At 31.8% G+C, this 17522-nt stretch carries 17 protein-coding genes; 6 read left to right on the top strand and 11 right to left on the bottom strand.

Features of this window, described 5'->3' with window-relative positions; all coding sequences use genetic code 11:
• Window positions 1-130 precede the first annotated feature (130 nt).
• Window positions 131-1150 (top strand): type IX secretion system protein PorQ, encoded by a 1020-nt coding sequence (gene porQ / locus ACIQ0M_RS07125; RefSeq protein WP_396151160.1) that lies wholly within the window; start codon window positions 131-133, stop codon window positions 1148-1150.
• 410 nt (window positions 1151-1560) lie between these two features.
• Window positions 1561-2247, top strand: coding sequence for a (d)CMP kinase (gene cmk / locus ACIQ0M_RS07120; RefSeq protein WP_396151159.1), 687 nt, complete (start codon window positions 1561-1563; stop codon window positions 2245-2247).
• Here the strand turns inward: cmk and ACIQ0M_RS07115 are convergent.
• Complete coding sequence (locus ACIQ0M_RS07115) at window positions 2224-2733, bottom strand: hypothetical protein (protein ID WP_396151158.1); 510 nt, start codon at window positions 2731-2733, stop codon at window positions 2224-2226. The genes cmk and ACIQ0M_RS07115 overlap by 24 nt on opposite strands.
• A 257-nt stretch (window positions 2734-2990) precedes the next feature.
• On the opposite strand from ACIQ0M_RS07115, the gene yaaA reads away from it, so the two are divergent.
• Complete coding sequence (gene yaaA / locus ACIQ0M_RS07110; protein WP_396151157.1) at window positions 2991-3752, top strand: peroxide stress protein YaaA; 762 nt, start codon at window positions 2991-2993, stop codon at window positions 3750-3752.
• 171 nt (window positions 3753-3923) lie between these two features.
• On the opposite strand, the gene ACIQ0M_RS07105 is transcribed toward yaaA, so the two are convergent.
• Window positions 3924-4787, bottom strand: coding sequence for a winged helix-turn-helix domain-containing protein (locus ACIQ0M_RS07105; protein WP_396151156.1), 864 nt, complete (start codon window positions 4785-4787; stop codon window positions 3924-3926).
• A 163-nt stretch (window positions 4788-4950) separates the two neighbouring features.
• On the opposite strand from ACIQ0M_RS07105, the gene ACIQ0M_RS07100 reads away from it, so the two are divergent.
• The 3 genes from ACIQ0M_RS07100 (at window position 4951) to ACIQ0M_RS07090 (ending at window position 7994) form a co-directional block, all read left to right on the top strand.
• Complete coding sequence (locus tag ACIQ0M_RS07100; RefSeq protein ID WP_396151155.1) at window positions 4951-6129, top strand: two-component regulator propeller domain-containing protein; 1179 nt, start codon at window positions 4951-4953, stop codon at window positions 6127-6129.
• 49 nt (window positions 6130-6178) lie between these two features.
• Window positions 6179-6733 carry a hypothetical protein gene (locus ACIQ0M_RS07095; protein ID WP_396151154.1) on the top strand — a complete coding sequence of 185 codons (555 nt, stop codon included), beginning with the start codon at window positions 6179-6181 and terminating at the stop codon, window positions 6731-6733.
• A gap of 97 nt (window positions 6734-6830) precedes the next feature.
• Window positions 6831-7994: a two-component regulator propeller domain-containing protein gene (locus ACIQ0M_RS07090; protein WP_396151153.1), complete on the top strand. Its 1164-nt coding sequence runs from the start codon at window positions 6831-6833 to the stop codon at window positions 7992-7994.
• Window positions 7995-8149: 155 nt separating this feature from the next.
• Here the strand turns inward: ACIQ0M_RS07090 and ACIQ0M_RS07085 are convergent, their stop codons facing one another.
• The 9 genes from ACIQ0M_RS07085 to ACIQ0M_RS07045 all read right to left on the bottom strand — a co-directional run bounded on the left by ACIQ0M_RS07085 (window position 8150) and on the right by ACIQ0M_RS07045 (window position 17520).
• The gene (locus ACIQ0M_RS07085; protein WP_396151152.1) at window positions 8150-8311 is read right to left on the bottom strand and encodes a hypothetical protein; all 162 of its coding nucleotides are present in this window, start codon (window positions 8309-8311) and stop codon (window positions 8150-8152) included.
• A 3-nt stretch (window positions 8312-8314) separates the two neighbouring features.
• Window positions 8315-8842 carry a hypothetical protein gene (locus ACIQ0M_RS07080; protein WP_396151150.1) on the bottom strand — a complete coding sequence of 176 codons (528 nt, stop codon included), beginning with the start codon at window positions 8840-8842 and terminating at the stop codon, window positions 8315-8317.
• Window positions 8843-9002: 160 nt separating this feature from the next.
• The gene (locus ACIQ0M_RS07075) at window positions 9003-9647 is read right to left on the bottom strand and encodes a hypothetical protein (protein ID WP_396151148.1); all 645 of its coding nucleotides are present in this window, start codon (window positions 9645-9647) and stop codon (window positions 9003-9005) included.
• A 156-nt stretch (window positions 9648-9803) separates the two neighbouring features.
• Window positions 9804-11228, bottom strand: coding sequence for a DUF4041 domain-containing protein (locus ACIQ0M_RS07070; protein WP_396151146.1), 1425 nt, complete (start codon window positions 11226-11228; stop codon window positions 9804-9806).
• A 244-nt stretch (window positions 11229-11472) separates the two neighbouring features.
• Window positions 11473-12816 carry a RelA/SpoT domain-containing protein gene (locus ACIQ0M_RS07065; protein ID WP_396151144.1) on the bottom strand — a complete coding sequence of 448 codons (1344 nt, stop codon included), beginning with the start codon at window positions 12814-12816 and terminating at the stop codon, window positions 11473-11475.
• A gap of 349 nt (window positions 12817-13165) precedes the next feature.
• Entirely contained in the window at window positions 13166-13621 is a 456-nt protein-coding gene (locus ACIQ0M_RS07060; protein WP_396151142.1) for an HAD domain-containing protein, read from the bottom strand.
• 71 nt (window positions 13622-13692) lie between these two features.
• Entirely contained in the window at window positions 13693-14640 is a 948-nt protein-coding gene (locus ACIQ0M_RS07055; protein ID WP_396151141.1) for a tRNA dihydrouridine synthase, read from the bottom strand.
• A 42-nt stretch (window positions 14641-14682) separates the two neighbouring features.
• A complete protein-coding gene (locus tag ACIQ0M_RS07050; protein WP_396151138.1) occupies window positions 14683-15207 on the bottom strand; it encodes a CIA30 family protein in 525 nt (174 codons plus the stop codon).
• An 87-nt stretch (window positions 15208-15294) separates the two neighbouring features.
• The gene (locus tag ACIQ0M_RS07045; RefSeq protein ID WP_396151135.1) at window positions 15295-17520 is read right to left on the bottom strand and encodes a redoxin family protein; all 2226 of its coding nucleotides are present in this window, start codon (window positions 17518-17520) and stop codon (window positions 15295-15297) included.
• Window positions 17521-17522 lie beyond the last annotated feature (2 nt).

The raw sequence follows: 17522 nt of genomic DNA, 5'->3' as shown, positions 1-17522 counted from the left end.
TTAAAAGTTGGTGTTCAAAAAAAGCACCAACTTTTTTATGGGCTAATTTTTATTTTAAGATAAATTTACTGAGCAAAAAATAATATCTTCGCATTACCGTTATCATTAAGCTAACTGAGTTCCGTTTATAATGTTTAAAAACTTTTTACGTCTTTCCATTGTTCTTTTTTGTTCTGTGAGCTACAGCCAAATTGGTGGACAATCTGTGTATCAGTTTTTAAACTTAGTCACATCGCCTAGGCAAGCAGCATTGGGTGGAAAAGTGATTACACACTTTGATTATGACGTGAATGCCGGAATCTTTAATCCTGCCAGCATTAACAACGAAATGGATAATCACCTTTCTGTTAATTACGGAAATTATTTTGGCGAAATTACTTACGGTACAGCGGCTTACGCGTATACATACGACCGCCATGTGCAAACCTTTCATGCCGGTGTAAGTTATGTAAACTACGGAACTTTTGAAGGTTATGATGAAAACGGAACACGAACAGCCGATTTTTCAGGTAGTGAGGCCGCTTTGTCTTTTGGTTATTCTTATAATTTACCTTTCACCGATTTTTACATTGGAGCAAATGCTAAATTAATCACCTCCACATTAGAAAGTTATAATTCCTTTGGCGGAGCGTTGGATATTGGTGCGTTATATATTGATGAACGAAATGATATCAATTTTGCATTAGTCATCCGAAATATTGGAACTCAGTTTACAACCTATGCCGGAACGCAAGAAAAATTACCGTTGGAAATCTTAGCCGGAATTTCTCAAGAAGTTGAAAATGTTCCGATTCGTTGGCATATTACGTTAGAAAATTTACAACAATGGAATATTGCTTTTTCCAATCCGGCCCGTGCGGAAGGTAACTTAGACGGAGGTCAACAGGAAGAAAAAGTTTCTTTTTTTAACAATGCACTTCGTCACGTAATTTTGGGAGCCGAATTATTTCCCGGAAGAGCATTTAACCTTCGTATAGGTTATAATTTTAGGAGAAGTGAAGAATTGCGAATTGTAGACCAACGCCATTTCTCCGGAATTTCTGCCGGATTTAGTCTTCGTTTTAATAAAGTACGTTTTGATTATTCTTACTCCAGGTATACTGTGGCGGCTAATACAAGTTTGTTTGGGTTGATGATTAATTTGCAGTAATACTGGTTGCGGGTTGTGGGTTACGAGTTTCGGGTTAATAAGAAGCTATTAAAATCAGCGAAAATCAGCGTTTTGCAGAGCAAATCCGTTAAATCTGCGTTCTATTTTTACATTTCGGGCAGATTATTTTTTTTTACTACTTTGTTGCACTGAATCGTGTGAGGGATAGTAGCGGAAAGCCCACAGAGAGGAGGCACGACGAACGAGGACTTGTAGCGGATAGCCCGACCCGTAGCTTGCGGAGGGGCACACCCAAATTAGTTTAAAAGTTTAAGGGTTTAAGAGTTTAAAATGTTGAGAATTTTTGATTTTTGCAATTGCTATTGATTTTTGTATTTGTCATTGCTATTGATTTTTGAAAAGAACGTATCTTAGCCACTCAGAAACTTAGCGACTCAGCATCTCAGAAAATGAACAACATTACCATTGCCATCGACGGATTTTCTTCTACAGGAAAAAGTACATTAGCCAAGCAATTAGCCAACCATTTAGGTTATGTTTATGTAGATACGGGTGCGATGTACCGTGCCGTAACTTATTTTGCCATGCAACATAATTTGGTTTCGGAGGATTTTTTAGACAAAGAAGCTTTACTAAATAAACTACCGGAAATCAAACTTCATTTTGAGTTTAATGCCGAATTGGGTTTTGCTGAAATGTTTTTGAATGATGTAAATGTGGAAAATGAAATTCGCACCATTGACGTTTCTCGTTTGGTAAGCAAAATTGCCGAAATCTCTGAAGTCAGAGCTAAATTGGTTGAGCAACAACAAACCATGGGAAAAAACAAAGGTATTGTGATGGACGGTCGGGATATTGGAACAGTCGTTTTTCCGGATGCAGAATTGAAGTTGTTCATGACTGCGAGTTCTCACACAAGAGCGAAACGCCGTTTTGATGAATTGGCAGAAAAAGGGCAATTGGTCACGTACGAAGAAGTGCTTCAAAATGTTGAAGAACGCGATTATATTGACACTCACCGTGAAGACTCACCGTTAGTAAAAGCCGAGGATGCGATTGAAATTGATAATTCTACGTTGACCAAGAAAGAACAATTTGATTTGGTGGTGGAATTAATTCACAAATTTTTTGCCTAATTCTTTTTTGGTTTCCGGATTGCCGTTAATCATAATGTATTTTAAATTGAGCATGGCTTCATTTAGCTCTTTTTTCACTTCATATTGAAAGGTATATCGACAATTTCCAAGCGTGGAGGAGCCATAACCTTGATATATCAAATTCAGTGTGTTTCCAATAATTTGAATTTCTCCCAAATAGGAATAACCACAAAAACCGGCTGCATTAAACTGAATTAAGCAGTGATTATCTTTCAATTCAATACGTTCTATTTCTAACGATTTGACTTCATCTGAAAACTCAGCTTGTAAGGGTTGAACCGTAAACGATTGAAAATGCATTCCAACATTTTTGGCTTCTCTGATTTTTTCACTATGGTGTAAAATTACATTTCCTTTTAACTCATTGTGGGAAACAAAAGCAGTAGACTGTTCTTCAAAATGGGTTTGTCCCAGACTGATGAAAGGTAAAAAAAGCACAACTAATTTAAGTAGCAATCTTCTCATTTTTAGACTTTTTACATTCAAATGTAGAAAAGCAAAATAGTAAACCCTATTTTTTTCGTTCAAGTGTCAAAATAAACGATATAACTTTCGTTGATAATCAAATCAATACTTTCCATTTTTACGTATGTGATTTTTAGGAATCAATTTGTATTTTTGAACTCATCATTTTCTCGCAAAGACGTAAAGATGCGAAGATGCAAAAAAGCGAGCCATTACTTGGCGTCTCTGCGTCTTTACGAGAAAACAAAATAAAAACCATGAAAATCGTTATATCACCCGCTAAATCATTGGATTATGAATCACCAATTCCAGTAGATAAGGCTACTCAGTTTTGTTTCTTGAAAGAAGCTCAGCAAATCAATAATCAATTAAAAAAGCAAAAGCCAAAGCAATTGATGGAATTGATGGACATCTCAGATAAATTGGCCGATTTGAACTGGCAACGCAACCAAGAACGCGATTTGGATAATTTTAATTCTGAAAACTCACGTCAAGCGATTTATGCGTTTAATGGTGATGTGTATATTGGTTTGGATATTCACACTTTACCAACCGAAAAAGTTGAAGTTTTGCAAGACAAACTTCGCATTCTTTCCGGATTATATGGTTTGTTGAAACCGTTAGATTTAATGCAGCCGTATCGATTGGAAATGGGAACAAAATTTCCGATAGGAAAAAGCAAAAACTTATACGAGTTTTGGAAAGCGAAAATCACCAAGCAATTGAACAGCGAATTGCAAAAAGACGAACTTTTTATCAATTTAGCCAGCAATGAATATTTTGATGCGATAGATGTGAAAGCCTTAAAAGTTCCCGTCATCACACCCGAATTTAAAGACTACAAAGACGGAAAATTAAAAATGATTAGTTTTTTTGCTAAAAAAGCGAGAGGCATGATGGTGCGATATATCATTGATACCAATGCCGAAACTATTGACGATTTGAAAGGATTCAATTATGAAGGCTATTCGTTTGATGCTAATTTGAGCAAAGGGAATCGGTTGGTGTTTACGAGGTAGGTTTTTATCCTCACCCCCGCCCCCTCTCCAAAGGAGAGGGGAGACGAGATGTTGAAAACACTACTAAATTAGTAATATTAATCCGCTTTTATCCTTTTACAGCGAAGCTATCAAAATCCGTAAAATCTGCGTTTGCGAAGCAATCCGTTTAATCCGTGTTCCAATTAAAAGTTATTCTTTCACCTCCAAAACATACCCAATCCCGTGCACATTTGTTAGTTTAATACTTTCATCATCACTCAATTTTTTACGTAATTTGGAAATGTATGTATCCAAACTTCTTCCCACAAAAACACCGTGATCTTCCCATACTTTTTTGGAAAGCTCTTCTCGTTTGATGATTTTGTTGGGATTTTCTATAAATAGCGAAAGCAATTCCACTTCTTTTTTGGAAAGACTGATTTCATTTGAGGCCAATAGTAATTTGCTTTCTTCAGGATAAAACTGAAATTTGCCCAACGGAATTCCATCTTCGATTGTGGAATGAGGTTGTTTTGTTTTTTTTCTTTTTGGAAAGAAGATAAAAGCAGCTATTATACTTAATGACAAAAGCACTATCCAAATAGTATTAAAACTGGAAGTTGCTGTTTTTTCTAAAAAGCGTACTTCAATTGTATAGCATTTTTGTGGCATGTTTCGTCCGCCACAAGGAATAATATCTTTTTCAACGCCGGCATTTTTTAGAAAACTATACGCCACTTCCAAATCTTTACATTGTTTCACTTCCAGTTGATAATGTGAGGGAAGGTTGGCTTTTTGAAAACTTTCTTGCACAACTTTTACCAAAGTATCCGGAAAAATAGTCAGCTCTTTCTCAAAGGAAAGTTGAAATTTTGATTCTTCTACTTTTTGAACCGGCAATATCAGCGATGTGCTGTCTTGATTGGTTAACAAAAGTTTATTGCCTACATCTCGCAAAGCTATTTTGACTAATTCAGAAAAGGTTTCGTCTTTTTTATCGGAAGTTAAAAGCATGACAATTGATAAAATTGCTAAGCAAACACTACCGTAAAAATAAATTTTTCGTTGATTCATAAGTGATGCAAATAACAAACAATTTTGTGATTTTTTAAAACTGTTGACACTTCTTTTACATTTTTTTTGCATTTCAATGAATTGATTGGACTAGTTTTACATCAAGTTTGTTCGGATAGATGAATTTTATCTTACACACATACCATAATAATAAAAATAAAAAATGAAACACATTCAACTAACTATTTTTAAAACAAAAGCAATTTGTCTTTCATTACTCTATTCGTTTGGTATGACATCGTGTGCCGGGCAAATTGAAAAAAACGCTACACTATTAAAATTTATACCGGAACAAACGAAGATACATGCCGATAGTATAAGTGTAAAAGCAGAAACTTTGCCCGAGTTTAGAGTGAGCGTACATGACCAAGACTACCAAGGTAACCAACTTAGTGGCGTAGTTCGAACTGTTTTTCAAGACAGTAAGGGAAATTTTTGGTTTGGAACACAAGACGGTCTTTGTAGAAAAGATAAAAATGGACTTGTTTATTTTGATCTTAAAAATCGTACCGGTCAGGGAGTAACGGTACATGTTATACTCGAAGACAAAGCTGGTGCGATTTGGATTGGTTATAGCGGTGGAATTGCGAAATATGACGGAACGTATTTTACCAATTATCATGAAAAAGATATCCTGACAACTGGCGGACTTTGGAGCATGCTAATGGACTCAAAAGGAACGCTTTGGGTTGGAACTACTCAAGGTGTATTTACTTTTGATGGCAAAGCATTTACACCGTTTGAAATTCCGGAAGGAAAAGTAAATCCAAACTTTGGCGTTAGTACTTCTAAAATGATACACGACATTACCGAGGACAGCAAAGGAAATATGTGGTTTGCAACCAATGGAGGTGCGTATAGGTTTGACGGAAAGACATTGACAAACGTCTCCGCGAAAGACCAATTGCTTTCCAATTTTGTAAATCAAATTATTGAAAGAGCAGATGGGACGTTTTGGATTTCCACCGTAAACGGACTTTTTCTCTACGATGGGACTTCGTTTAAAAGCATCACTGAAAAATTATTAGGTAAGGATGTAGGAGTAGGCTGCATTTTTGAAGATAATATCGGTACGATTTGGTTTACTGCGAATAAGCATGATATCTATAATTATGATGGCAAAACATTTCAGAAAATTGAAGCTAAAATTAAAATAAGCGATCATACAGTATTGCCCTTTGAAGTTAACCAAGACCAACAAAAGCAAGAAGGTCATTTTTCACCTTTCCCATTTCAAATCTACCAAGACCGACAACAGCGACTCTGGTTTGTAGGTTTTAAAGGAGCGTATCGTTTTGAAAATAATGCCTTTGTGAATGTTACTAGAAATGGACCGTGGTAACGGTAATTATAAAATCAATTTTAATTAAAAATCTTTAAAATCATCAATCATGAACAACAGTTTCTTTTTCGGATTACTCCTTCTTTCGTTCAATTATAATTGTGCGGAGGTAAACTCACAAGACATGGCTCAAAACACCAAAGCGGTTGACAGCGTATATGTTGGTCCAACTCATTTTAGCGACGATTTAGTTCGGGAAGATCCGCTTTACACCGCTATCGTTCGCGTTGACAAACAAAGCGATAAAGAACATTTACTTTCCATTCAAATGAATTTAAAGCAGCATAGCTATTTTGTTTCGCCTACAGAACCCGGTTCTTTTACAGGAAAATTTACGATTGTACTTACTGAACCGCAACATGTACAAACTTATGGAGCAATAATCGAAAACCCTTTATCAAAAGTGGATGAAAACGAAGGTTTTGTAAAATGGGTTCGCCAAAACACCCATTACAAACAATCGTTAAAAGTACTAACCAAAGAAAATTTTGAAGTATCCGGACATATTCAATTTACAATTGAGCCACGTTGTACGTTAGAGAAAATACCATTTATTCTTTCGTATGTGGATGGAAAGTTGAGTGTGAAGATGGATGGGTGTTAGGAGTTGGCAGTTGACAGTCACAGTTTTCAGTCACAGTTTTCAGTTATTAGTTATTAGTTTTCAGTGGTTTTAGATATGCATTAAATCAATCAGTAATATGAAAAAAATCATTTCTATATTTATCTTAATGTTGGTATTAGTTGGCGGAATGGTGTTTAGCTTTACTCAGTTTAACAACAACTTAATTGCTAATTGTGAAATTAAAACGGAAACTCCTAAAAAGTCAATTCCAAAGCCGATTTCTGCTGATGAAAAGAAATCTGAACAAAAACAGACTAAAGCAGAAACATTAGAAATCGGTAAATCAGCTTCTGAACTTCATACTAAAATTTGGAGAATATTTCAAGACTCAAAAGGAAAGTACTGGTTTGGAAGTGATGGAAAAGGTATCTATTATTTAAACGGAAACGAGCTGAAACAATTTACAACTGTAGACGGATTAGTGAACGATTCAATACGTGATATTCAAGAAGATGTGGACGGAACTATTTACATCGAAACACACAAAGGCATAAGCAAGTTTGACGGAAGGAAATTTACCACTTTAAAAGTAATAAGATCGTCTGATAACCAATGGAAACTTGAACCGAATGACTTGTGGTTTGGTTTCTACGATGCAAACGATTTGTACCGTTATGATGGTGATTCACTTTACGAATTAAAATTACCACGACAAGATTTAAAAAAAGCGTTTGGAATTGACACGTTAATCAGCCCTTTTAATCGTTATAATCCTTATTCCGTTTATGGTGTAAATAAAGACAAAGACGGAAACATTTGGTTTGGAACGTTTATAGCTGGTGCTTTCCGATACGATGGAAAATCGTTTTTGTGGTTTGATGAAAAAGAACTTTCCACACTTCCGGATGGAAGAGTTCCAGCAGTTCGTTCAATAATTCAAGACAAAGATGGGTATTTTTGGTTGAGCAATTTTAAAAGCAAATATAAAATCGAAGCAAGCGGATCAGCGTATAAAAAATTAAAAGGAATTGAAAAAGACCATCCTCACTATTTCAATTCCGGATTATCAGATAATAAAGGAAATTTATGGATGGCAACCTATAGCGGTGGTGTCTGGAAATATGATGGAAAAACACTATCAAAGTTTGAAATCAATAGTGAAATAGAAGATGTTTTACTAGTTTCAATCTACCAAGACAAAAAGGGTATTCTTTGGTTAGGAACAGATAATGATGGCGTTTACAAACAAAATGGGGATAAGTTTGAAAAGTTTAAAGTGAAAAATAAAAGCGGCCAGTAATTGGGGTTTGACAGTTTCTTCTAAATTATTGATGTATTTTCAGCGTATTAATATAATTTGAAAAGATGATTTGCTGCGAAGTCAGAGACGCAGAGCAGTTTGCTATCAAAGTAGATTTAAGGGAGCAGAGATTTTGGCAGTTTTGCAATCGGCTTTTATTTCTTCATTATAACTTTAGTTTTAGGAATTTTTTTCACAACATTTTTTTTTGCTTTACGTGAAGCAATAAATTCACTAATTTCAATTCTTTCTTTTTCTGTTAAAGGAGGACTTTGAATAATAAAGTCAATACCTTTAGGTTCTTTTATTAAACTCATTTTTTAGGATTTAAAATATTTTTTCACTAATTTCTTTGAAGCCTCGGGTTCTATAATCATTCTTTGGTTTTTAAAATGAATTGCACCTAAACTTTCTTCATAATGCTTGATTAAGTTTGTTTTTGCAGTAAATGCAACAAATCCATCATAACCTTTTTGAAAAAAAACTTTACAAGCAAAAGCAACTAAATTTCCTGCAACGCCTTCATAAAGTTTATTTTTTCCGATATTAAAAGGAGCACTTTCAAGAAGATTTATATAAATATAATCTTGTTCAATAGTTACACTCAATAAACCTTGAATAATTTTTGAATTATTAACTATTGTCAATTTATATACTTCTTTTTGTATATCTATAAATTCTGATTTCCAATCAAAATTCCAATTATTTTTCTTTGTAATATTTTTTAAATCAATTGATGTCAATCTACTAACTTCAGTTTGAAAACTATCTCCAGAAATAGTATTCAATATTGAATCGGTTAGTTTATCAATTATAAAACTTTGTTCTATTTGCATTTTAACACGCATATGTCAAAAATACAATTTTTATTGCTTATTTGAAGTTAGTTTTAAAGTTTTTTTTGCGTTCTAATCAGCTGTAGGACTAAGGTTTGCAGAGCAGTGTGCTATAAAAGTAGACTTAGGTGAGCCTGGAGGAGCTGGGGTGAACTGGGTATTTTTGAAAAAATTATATTTTTCTGCCTTCGCTCATGTATTCAGATATATAATTTATAACTTTAGTAGAAAGAATTACAAATTCTTGAATATAAATTTTGAATTGTAATCCAAACTGATAAATTTCATCTTCATTCAAGTCATTAATTTGTTTACTTAACAGCAGAGCATCTTTAGTTTTGTGAGCAATTGTATTATTTCTGATTTCACGTAATAAACGTTCATTATCTTTTTTAAAAGTAGAAAATTTTTTATGCATTAATTTGAATTCATCCATAAGTTCAAGCATATTATTACGCTTTAACTCTGCTAAACAATTACTACCAATCAGAACTGCAGTATTATCTAGAAAGTCTAAAATCACTATAGACATTACTCTAGCAAATAGTTTTTTTTCTTGTTTTCTTTCAGCAAATCTATACTTTTCTACAAGTATAGTTAGGTCAATGGAGACTACATCTGAAAATATGCATAAATTTAGAAAACTATCATGTTTTGAATAATTATGTTTTTTGAAATCTTCATATATTTTAGTAAAATTATCTATGCTATATTGATCATCATTAATGTTTTTATCTATCGCAAGTTTAAGCTCCTTACGTAATTTATTAGTTTCTCGTTTGATTATTTGGTCTTTAAACCATTGTGAAAATTTCATAAATTTATTGATAAAATTTTTAAAATATACTTTGACCTCTAATGTATCAGTTAATTAAGTTTCTTGTTTAGTAGATTTATTTCAGATTATCAAATATAGTCAATTGTTGTTTTTATTTACTTTTTTTAAATTATTTACTTATTCATTCATCGAAATTTAATCTAATAGGTTTTCGGGATAATTCTCATTAATAATCTCTTCAATTGATTTTGAAGTTTCTTTAGAAATAATAGTATCAATTAGTGCTAAAGTTTCTCTATATTGAATTGCATCAGTGTTCTTATTTAACTTTACTTCAATGCCTAATTCTTTTATTTTACTTTCTATTTCATCAATATGTATTTTAAAAAATTCTTTTCGATGATTCAACATATTTATTTTTTTTGTACTAAATGCTTTATGCAGTTCGTTTTCTAGATTTGGTGCATCTTCGGAATAAATCATTGCGTGAATATCAAAATGAAATGGTACGGAAGCATTTCCTAATTCGTAAACTCTTTCAAGAGGTTCAAGTCTTCGCGTCATACCTATTTTATATACATTTTCTCCGAATGCTCCTAAATTAGAAATGATGTAAACATGACCTCTTTTTGTTTGTTGAGCCATTGAAATTGCTCGTTCTTTTTTCTGAATAGCTTCTAATAACTTAATTTCTAATTCTTCAATTTGAGCAACTAATTTTTTATGTTCATCACCTTCTGTATTATCTATACGCTGTTTGATTTTATCGATTGATTTTTGATAATTTATCTCCTCAATTTCGGCCTCTTTTTGTGCTTTTTCATATTCTCTTCGTGCTTTTTCTTCTTCTCGTAGAAGTTCCTTATTTGCTCGTTCTTCTTCTTTTTCTTTTTGTTTTTTTAGTTGATATTCATGTTCTAAACTTAATTCTTTTTGTTTTAAAATTTCATATTCACTATTAAAAGTGACTGAAAATGAATTTCCTTGACCTAAATCGTTTATTTGTTTGTATAACTTTTTTATTTGTTTAGAAAGTTGATTTACATTGTTCCATTTTGCTCTTGAAATTATATTTGAAGCTCCATTATTAAAAGCTAAATGCATTAATGAAAGAATTCTAGATTTAGCTAATTCAATATCAGCATAATATATGGTTTTTTGTAAAGACATTTCAAGGGCAGATGTTGTTCTGCTAATTGTCTCAGCCTTTTCAGAAATTGCAAGTTGAAGTTGAGAAGCAATTACAAGATTTTTATTTGTCAAATATTCTATTGAATAATCAAAATTATAAACAGGTTGATAAAGACCGTATTCAATTTGATTTCCTTTATCTTCAAATAAACTTAAATCTTTAATTAATTTTAAATATGTTTCTAACGAAGATTTATATTTTGAGTTAAGTTCATTAATAGATACTTCAAGTTTATTTATTTCTTGAGTTTTATATTCAATATCTTGATTCAATTGCGAAATTTTACTATTACAGAAATTTTCTAATTCCTTTTTTTTAGTTTCTAATTCCAAATTAATATCAGTAATTGGAGAAAGCTCTTTAAGTTTATCTTTCAAAGATTGAATCTCATTAAATTCTTTCTTTTTTAAAAAATCAAAAAATCCCATAAAATTTATATTTATTTTTTAATAGCAGTTTACTACTTCGTAATTTTTAAAATTAATATAAGAATTGAACAAAATACCAAACCTAGAATATTTTACTAGACATGTAAAGTTTACAATTATTTATACCATCAAATATAGTCAAAAACCTACCTCTCCCCACCAAAAATCTCCTTCACCGCTTCCACATAACTTCTCCGATTCTGAGCTTTTTTAATTATCTTCATGCTTTTTTTGATTAAGTATACTATTTAATTATACTTTCAAACTTTACTTCTTTGCTTAACATTATATTTGTTATTCTTTCATTGTGTTTTTTTAAGAATTTTTCAACTCTTCTCTTTTTGAAGAAACTACTTGGAATATTTTGTTCTAATTCACCTACGAATTCAAGATGTGTCTTCTGAAATTCTTTAATTTTTAGATCAATTTTTTTTATTATTTCTCTTTCTTGTAATTTGTTCATTTTATTTGTTCTGCCTATTATAAATACTTTATTTCTATCAAGTCGATTAAAAAAAAGATCGGCAGTTTCAGATATTACCTCTAAAATTAAGTTTGCAATTAAATCCTCATATGTTTTAAATATTTTTTCAAATTTATTTAGCTTTTTATCTTCTAATGCTTCAATTGCAAGAACTTGAAGAATTGGACGAATATCACTCATAAATGTATGATATGATAAAATGTAATTAGCATATGCAACACTTATTTGTTTGAAATTTGGTTTTTTAATTGATGTTAAAACAATTTCTGCTGAGCTATTCTCTTTGTACTTTTCAAAGTATGCATTTTCAGCTTCTTCAAAAGTTTTAAATGATTTTAAAATAGGAATCTCAGATTTTGATGCCTCAATTAAAAAGAAAGAATTTTTTTTATTTTCACTTGACCATCTTTTTTTTACTTCCGCATTATTTTTACGAAAAGTTTCACTAAGTACTGAAATAAAATTATATTTATCTAAAACTTCATAAATTAATTCTGCTTCATTTTTAGTCAGTTCTTTATCGCTAGACATTAAAGCATGAAATTGTCCAAATTTTTTATTTGATTCAAATCCTAGTTCTTTTAATCTTAAATCATATATTAAATCAGTTATTTCAATAAGTGTAGCCCAATTGTGATGATTTCTTGTTCGTAATTGAATTTCAATTCTTTTTTTTGATATAGGATCTTTCACATACATATGAATACTCTTATAACCTATGTCTCTCTTAATTTCATTAACATAGTCTCTAGTTTTTCCGCCTAATTCAAAATAGTTTTCAATAAGAGATTTTGCTTTATATACCTCAGCTTCATTATAAAAGATGCATCGAATTCCGCCAATATCTCCCATTCTACTTAAATCCATTTCTTTTTCTCGACCAAGTTTATTAATTATAGTATCTATTCTTTTTAACCTAAAGGCCAAAATACTTGATTGATGAACTTTATCCGCTAATTCTCGGGTTATATTAAAAACATTAACTAATGGTTTAGAAAATGAAATTCTAAACTCTTGTAATTCGTCTAACTCTTCTGGGGTTATTTTTCCTCCTCGAGCAGAAATATTTTCTCCTATTTTGTTTATTCTAGTATTTGAAACCATTTTATAATTGAACTTTTTTATTTCACCTTGAACAAAATTTAGGTGTTATTGATATTGTATATTTAAAATTTTATTTATTCTTCAAATATAATTTAAGGAAAAATAAATATAAGTACTAGTAAAAAAATAATTACTAACTAATCGTATAATCACCTCTCCCCACCAAAAATCTCCTTCACCGCTTCCACATAACTTCTCGGATTTTGAGCTTTTTTAATCTTTTTCAACGTCTTTTGTGGGTTGGAGAAGGAAGTGGAAAAGTATTCCCAAAAACCTAGCATTTTCAACCAACAAAAAAAGTTAATTGAAATAATCTCCAATTAACTTTTCATATTGTGAAAGTAGAATTTTAATACATTTTAATTTTATCTAAAGCTTCATCGGCTAGACTTTCTGTTAAACCTACCGAGCCGCTTGTTTGGATTAATTTACTTTTTAAAAAGTCTGGCAATCCGTTCAATGATTTATCGTCGTCGATGATAATGAATTTTTCATCCACATTTTTCGTGTTAAACCATTGCAAAAGTTCTTCTTTTCGATTCAAATGATTCGGATTCTTTGGAAGTCGCGTGATTTTATTTACGTTGATATTTCTTCGCTTAAAAATGTTGTTCCATTCTTTCAACGTGTATTTGTATTTGTGAGAAGTAGTCAATACAATATTGGCACTTGAACTAGAAATAATTCTATCAAGCGACCGAACGGCATTTGAACTGAACGCAGGGAAACCGTCTTCTAAAATTTCGGGTTTTCGCCATGCGTTGGCAGGTACCATCACTCCATCTATGTCTAAATATAGTAACATGATGCAAATGTAAAAAGTAATTCTTAAATGAATTCCTTTTTTCTTTTCAGATATAAATAAAAATCTAGCATTTACTTTTCCCCACCAAAAATCTCCTTCACCGCTTCCACATAACTTCTCGGATTTTGAGCTTTTTTAATCTTTTTCAATGTCTTTTGTGGGTTGGAGAAGGAAGTGGAGAAGTATTCCCAAAAACCTAACATTTTCATTTTGATAGGCGTGGGGCCGGAAAGAGCGGCATCGTATTCTTGGTAAATCGTGTCGTGGAATTCCTTGAAAATTTGCCAGCGGTTGCTTGGGTAGTCTGTCGAGTTGTTTTTAATCATACTTGGCAAGAACGGGTCGGCAATCAAACCGCGGCCAATCATGAAATGATCAATACTCGGGAAACGTTCCTGCATTTCTTTAAACTTCGCTACCGAAGTAATGTCGCCGTTGTAATAGAGTTTGTGACGCGTATTTTCGGTGCAGCGTTGAAAGGCTTCTAAATTCACACCGCCGTTGTACAATTGTTTCCCAATTCGGGCGTGAATGGCGATGTTTTTGATTGGATATTGATCTAAAATGGGGAAAACATCTAAAATTTCTTCAGGATGTTCGTAACCCATTCGCATTTTCATGGAAACTATAACATCGGTTTCATTGTGAACGCGGTTTAAAATATGGTCAATCCGCTGAGGTTCGCAAATTAGCCCGGAACCCATTCCTTTTTTGGTGACCATCGGATAAGGACAACCTAAATTCCAGTTCAGTTCTTTGTAACCCAACTCTTGAATGTATTTTACGACAAACAAAAACTCATCGGCATCATTGGTCATTACTTGCGGAATCAATTCGGAGACTTTATTGTTTTCGGGCTGCAAATCACGTTGGTAGGAATTTTTAATCACCAATTTTCCATCCAAACGAATATAAGGAGCATAAAACGTATCGATGCCACCAAAATAGTGATGAAACGCATTTCGAAATCTGAAATCGGTAAAACCTTGCAAAGGCGATGAAAGTAGGGTAGGACTCATGTTTGAAATTGAGTCGTAAAGATAAGCGAAAAGGAATTAATTTTATTCCAACTCAATTTTATCCAAAACCAATTGAAAGGATTCGTTCTTTTTGTTACCGATTAAAAAGACGATTTCTTCAAAAGAGTCACTATCAAAATTCGGTAAATTCAAGGTTTGTCCTCTAAACGAAGGATACAATTCACTCAGTTTAATTTCAATGGTTTCCCAATCGCCGGAAGTTTTAAAAGTTGTGATATACGAGTAATAGGAAGTTGCTTTGTCTTTGATTCTGAATTGATAGTTTTTTCCATCGCCTTTCAAACGAATGCGAACTTTACTGTCTTTGGTCACCTTCACTTTATCACATTGATATCGAACGGAGGAAAAACCACCATAATTTTCTAATGAAACGGTTCCGGCAAAAACGCCATTTCCATCCGCATCAATAGAAAAATTCCCTTGCGATAAACCGCCCATCACACCATCGTCAATGATTCGCCAATCGCGTGGGGAGGAGTTTTGGTTGAAGTCGTATATCATAGTTGTGTTAAAAATCGCCATCAGTAAAACGAAACCTATTTTCATCTTTTATGATTTTTTTATAAAAGTAAATGTAATTGGCTTTTGGTTAAACTGATTTAACAGACTTTTGTGCGGCGTTTAACACTAAATTTATTCCATTTCTTTCAAATTTAATACTTTTCGCAAAATCATTTCAAAAGTCGGTTCTGTCGGAAATGGCATGCTTGAATTGTATATTTTACCTTCGGTATCAATTAATATGAATCTAGGAATTGATTCAATGTTATAATCTTTCCTAAGTTTTTCCATATCATTGGCATGCAACTGCAAAACAGATTTTGATTTTAATTTGGCACTTAGATACCATTTTGTAATATCTTTATCTGTACTCAACGCAATAAATTGAATGTTTTCTTTTTTATATTTAATGGCCATTTTTTCAAAATATGGCGATTGAAATAAGCATGGACCACACCAAGTTGCCCAAACATCAATTACCACATATTTTCCTTTAAAATTTGCTAAACTAATGGGTTTTGAATCTAAATTGGTGGCTAAAATTTCATCAGCTATTTTTCCTCTTCCTAATCTTTCATAGGTTTTGAAAAGATGAAGAATACTTTTATTTAGTTTTGAATCAGTTATTTTATTAGCATAATTTTCAACTAATTGCAATCTGTTTTCAGAAGAATTTGCCTCTTTAATGTTATTTTTTAAATAATAAAATAGCAATCTGTTTTTGAATTGACTTGGTTCTAAGGTTGAAATGGCATCAATTTCTTTCAGATTTTTATCAATATCACGATCATCATTTTTAGTTAGTTCATAAAGTAAGTAGATCAAATAATTTTCGTTCCCAATCAAAGTCTCATCTTGTAAAGAAATTTTTGACTTCAAAGAGGCAATATCATCCGTTAGAACTGTTTTTTCGTTTGGAAATAATGCTTTTCTTTTATCAAGAAATTGATTAAGAAGATTAAGATATTCAACTGTAATTAATTTTTTTTCTTTTTCAATAAAATCTTGCTTTGGAGTATAATTATCAGCCGTTCTAAAGGTATTTGCTGCGTTGAACTTTTCTTCCCATTCATCATATAATTCCTCTTGAATTCTCTTTGAGTTGTCTAAATTGACATTTTCATTAATTTGATAACTTAAATAACTCCAACTAATACTGTTGCTTTTTTTATAATCGTTTTCGGGAAATCGTGTACCAAATAATTCCGTTTTTAATTCATTATTTTTAAATTCAATGGAAGCAAAAATACTATCATTCGAAGCAAATAATAAATCTACTGGTAAAGAATTATCAATGATTATTTTATAATTATCCAATGGAATTTTATTGCTTAAAACAGTATGAAATTTATTGTTTTTAATTTCTAAAGCGGCAAGTGTATCTTCAATAATTGGATGAATTAGATAGGCTTTCCCAAATTGTATATCACTTTTAATTTCACCGGCAATTATTGTTTTGTCATTTAATTTTACTTGATGAGTTTGTGAGAGAAACAAATAGGAAAATAGTGTAATTAAAAGAACAAATAATGAAAGTAGTACTCTTTTTTTTGTACTAAAAAATGCTCTGAAAATCGATTTAAAGCTATACCAATAGTAACCTAAAAACAAAAAGAAAGCTGTACCAATCAAACTGTTTTTTTCTGTAAATAAAAACCAATTTCCTACTTGGCTACCCTCCGGATACTTTGAAACTCTATTTAAAATTTCAAAAGGAAACCAGTCCGGTATCGTAACTAGATTTGATATAATTAAAAATCCTATCAACAGAAAAAAACCGATTAAAACCGACCAAATATAACTTGATATTTTTACAGCTAAGAAGTATTGAAAAGCAGTTAGATAAAGACTTGCAATAAATAATCGTATAAAAATGTGTAATAAATAGGTAGAAGGTATGCTAAAATCAGCCGCTTCAGGAGCTTTTGTAAACAGATAAATTAGATAAGTAGAAATAACACTAAAAAATAAGAAAGTGGAAATAGCGATAATATTGGCAATTAAAACAATGCAAAATTTGGAAAGGTAAATGGAAGTCTTTTGCAAAGGTGTAGTTTCCATCAGTTGCCAACCACCGTTTTTATGGTCTAATTGAGCTATTTTACTTGTAATTAGAATGATTAGTAATGGAAAAATAAAAACTGTGAATGAATCCAAAATATCATCCAGGTGTTTTGTGAAAATATTAAATGAAAAGGCAATAGGTTTGCTCGGCTCTTGATTAAGAACAACAACAATTGTATAAAGTAAAGGGATAATAAGACCAAAAATAAAACTGAGCGAATACAAGCCTGTGCCGCGTTTTTTTATGTGTTCGGCTTGAATGGCAGTAAATAAATTATTTATACTATTTTTCATTG

It is taken from the genome of Flavobacterium sp. (genome assembly GCF_044339515.1).
Classification (GTDB): domain Bacteria; phylum Bacteroidota; class Bacteroidia; order Flavobacteriales; family Flavobacteriaceae; genus Flavobacterium.
This window is presented reverse-complemented; position numbering and strand designations above follow the sequence as displayed.

Excerpts from the sequence above, each read along its gene's own strand:
- porQ (WP_396151160.1), top strand. The coding sequence starts at position 131 with ATGTTTAAAAACTTTTTACGTCTTTCCATTGTTCTTTTTTGTTCTGTG.
- cmk (WP_396151159.1), top strand. The coding sequence starts at position 1,561 with ATGAACAACATTACCATTGCCATCGACGGATTTTCTTCTACAGGAAAA.
- ACIQ0M_RS07115 (WP_396151158.1), bottom strand. The coding sequence starts at position 2,733 with ATGAGAAGATTGCTACTTAAATTAGTTGTGCTTTTTTTACCTTTCATC.
- yaaA (WP_396151157.1), top strand. The coding sequence starts at position 2,991 with ATGAAAATCGTTATATCACCCGCTAAATCATTGGATTATGAATCACCA.
- ACIQ0M_RS07105 (WP_396151156.1), bottom strand. The coding sequence starts at position 4,787 with ATGAATCAACGAAAAATTTATTTTTACGGTAGTGTTTGCTTAGCAATT.
- ACIQ0M_RS07100 (WP_396151155.1), top strand. The coding sequence starts at position 4,951 with ATGAAACACATTCAACTAACTATTTTTAAAACAAAAGCAATTTGTCTT.
- ACIQ0M_RS07095 (WP_396151154.1), top strand. The coding sequence starts at position 6,179 with ATGAACAACAGTTTCTTTTTCGGATTACTCCTTCTTTCGTTCAATTAT.
- ACIQ0M_RS07090 (WP_396151153.1), top strand. The coding sequence starts at position 6,831 with ATGAAAAAAATCATTTCTATATTTATCTTAATGTTGGTATTAGTTGGC.
- ACIQ0M_RS07085 (WP_396151152.1), bottom strand. The coding sequence starts at position 8,311 with ATGAGTTTAATAAAAGAACCTAAAGGTATTGACTTTATTATTCAAAGT.
- ACIQ0M_RS07080 (WP_396151150.1), bottom strand. The coding sequence starts at position 8,842 with ATGCGTGTTAAAATGCAAATAGAACAAAGTTTTATAATTGATAAACTA.
- ACIQ0M_RS07075 (WP_396151148.1), bottom strand. The coding sequence starts at position 9,647 with ATGAAATTTTCACAATGGTTTAAAGACCAAATAATCAAACGAGAAACT.
- ACIQ0M_RS07070 (WP_396151146.1), bottom strand. The coding sequence starts at position 11,228 with ATGGGATTTTTTGATTTTTTAAAAAAGAAAGAATTTAATGAGATTCAA.
- ACIQ0M_RS07065 (WP_396151144.1), bottom strand. The coding sequence starts at position 12,816 with ATGGTTTCAAATACTAGAATAAACAAAATAGGAGAAAATATTTCTGCT.
- ACIQ0M_RS07060 (WP_396151142.1), bottom strand. The coding sequence starts at position 13,621 with ATGTTACTATATTTAGACATAGATGGAGTGATGGTACCTGCCAACGCA.
- ACIQ0M_RS07055 (WP_396151141.1), bottom strand. The coding sequence starts at position 14,640 with ATGAGTCCTACCCTACTTTCATCGCCTTTGCAAGGTTTTACCGATTTC.
- ACIQ0M_RS07050 (WP_396151138.1), bottom strand. The coding sequence starts at position 15,207 with ATGAAAATAGGTTTCGTTTTACTGATGGCGATTTTTAACACAACTATG.
- ACIQ0M_RS07045 (WP_396151135.1), bottom strand. The coding sequence starts at position 17,520 with ATGAAAAATAGTATAAATAATTTATTTACTGCCATTCAAGCCGAACAC.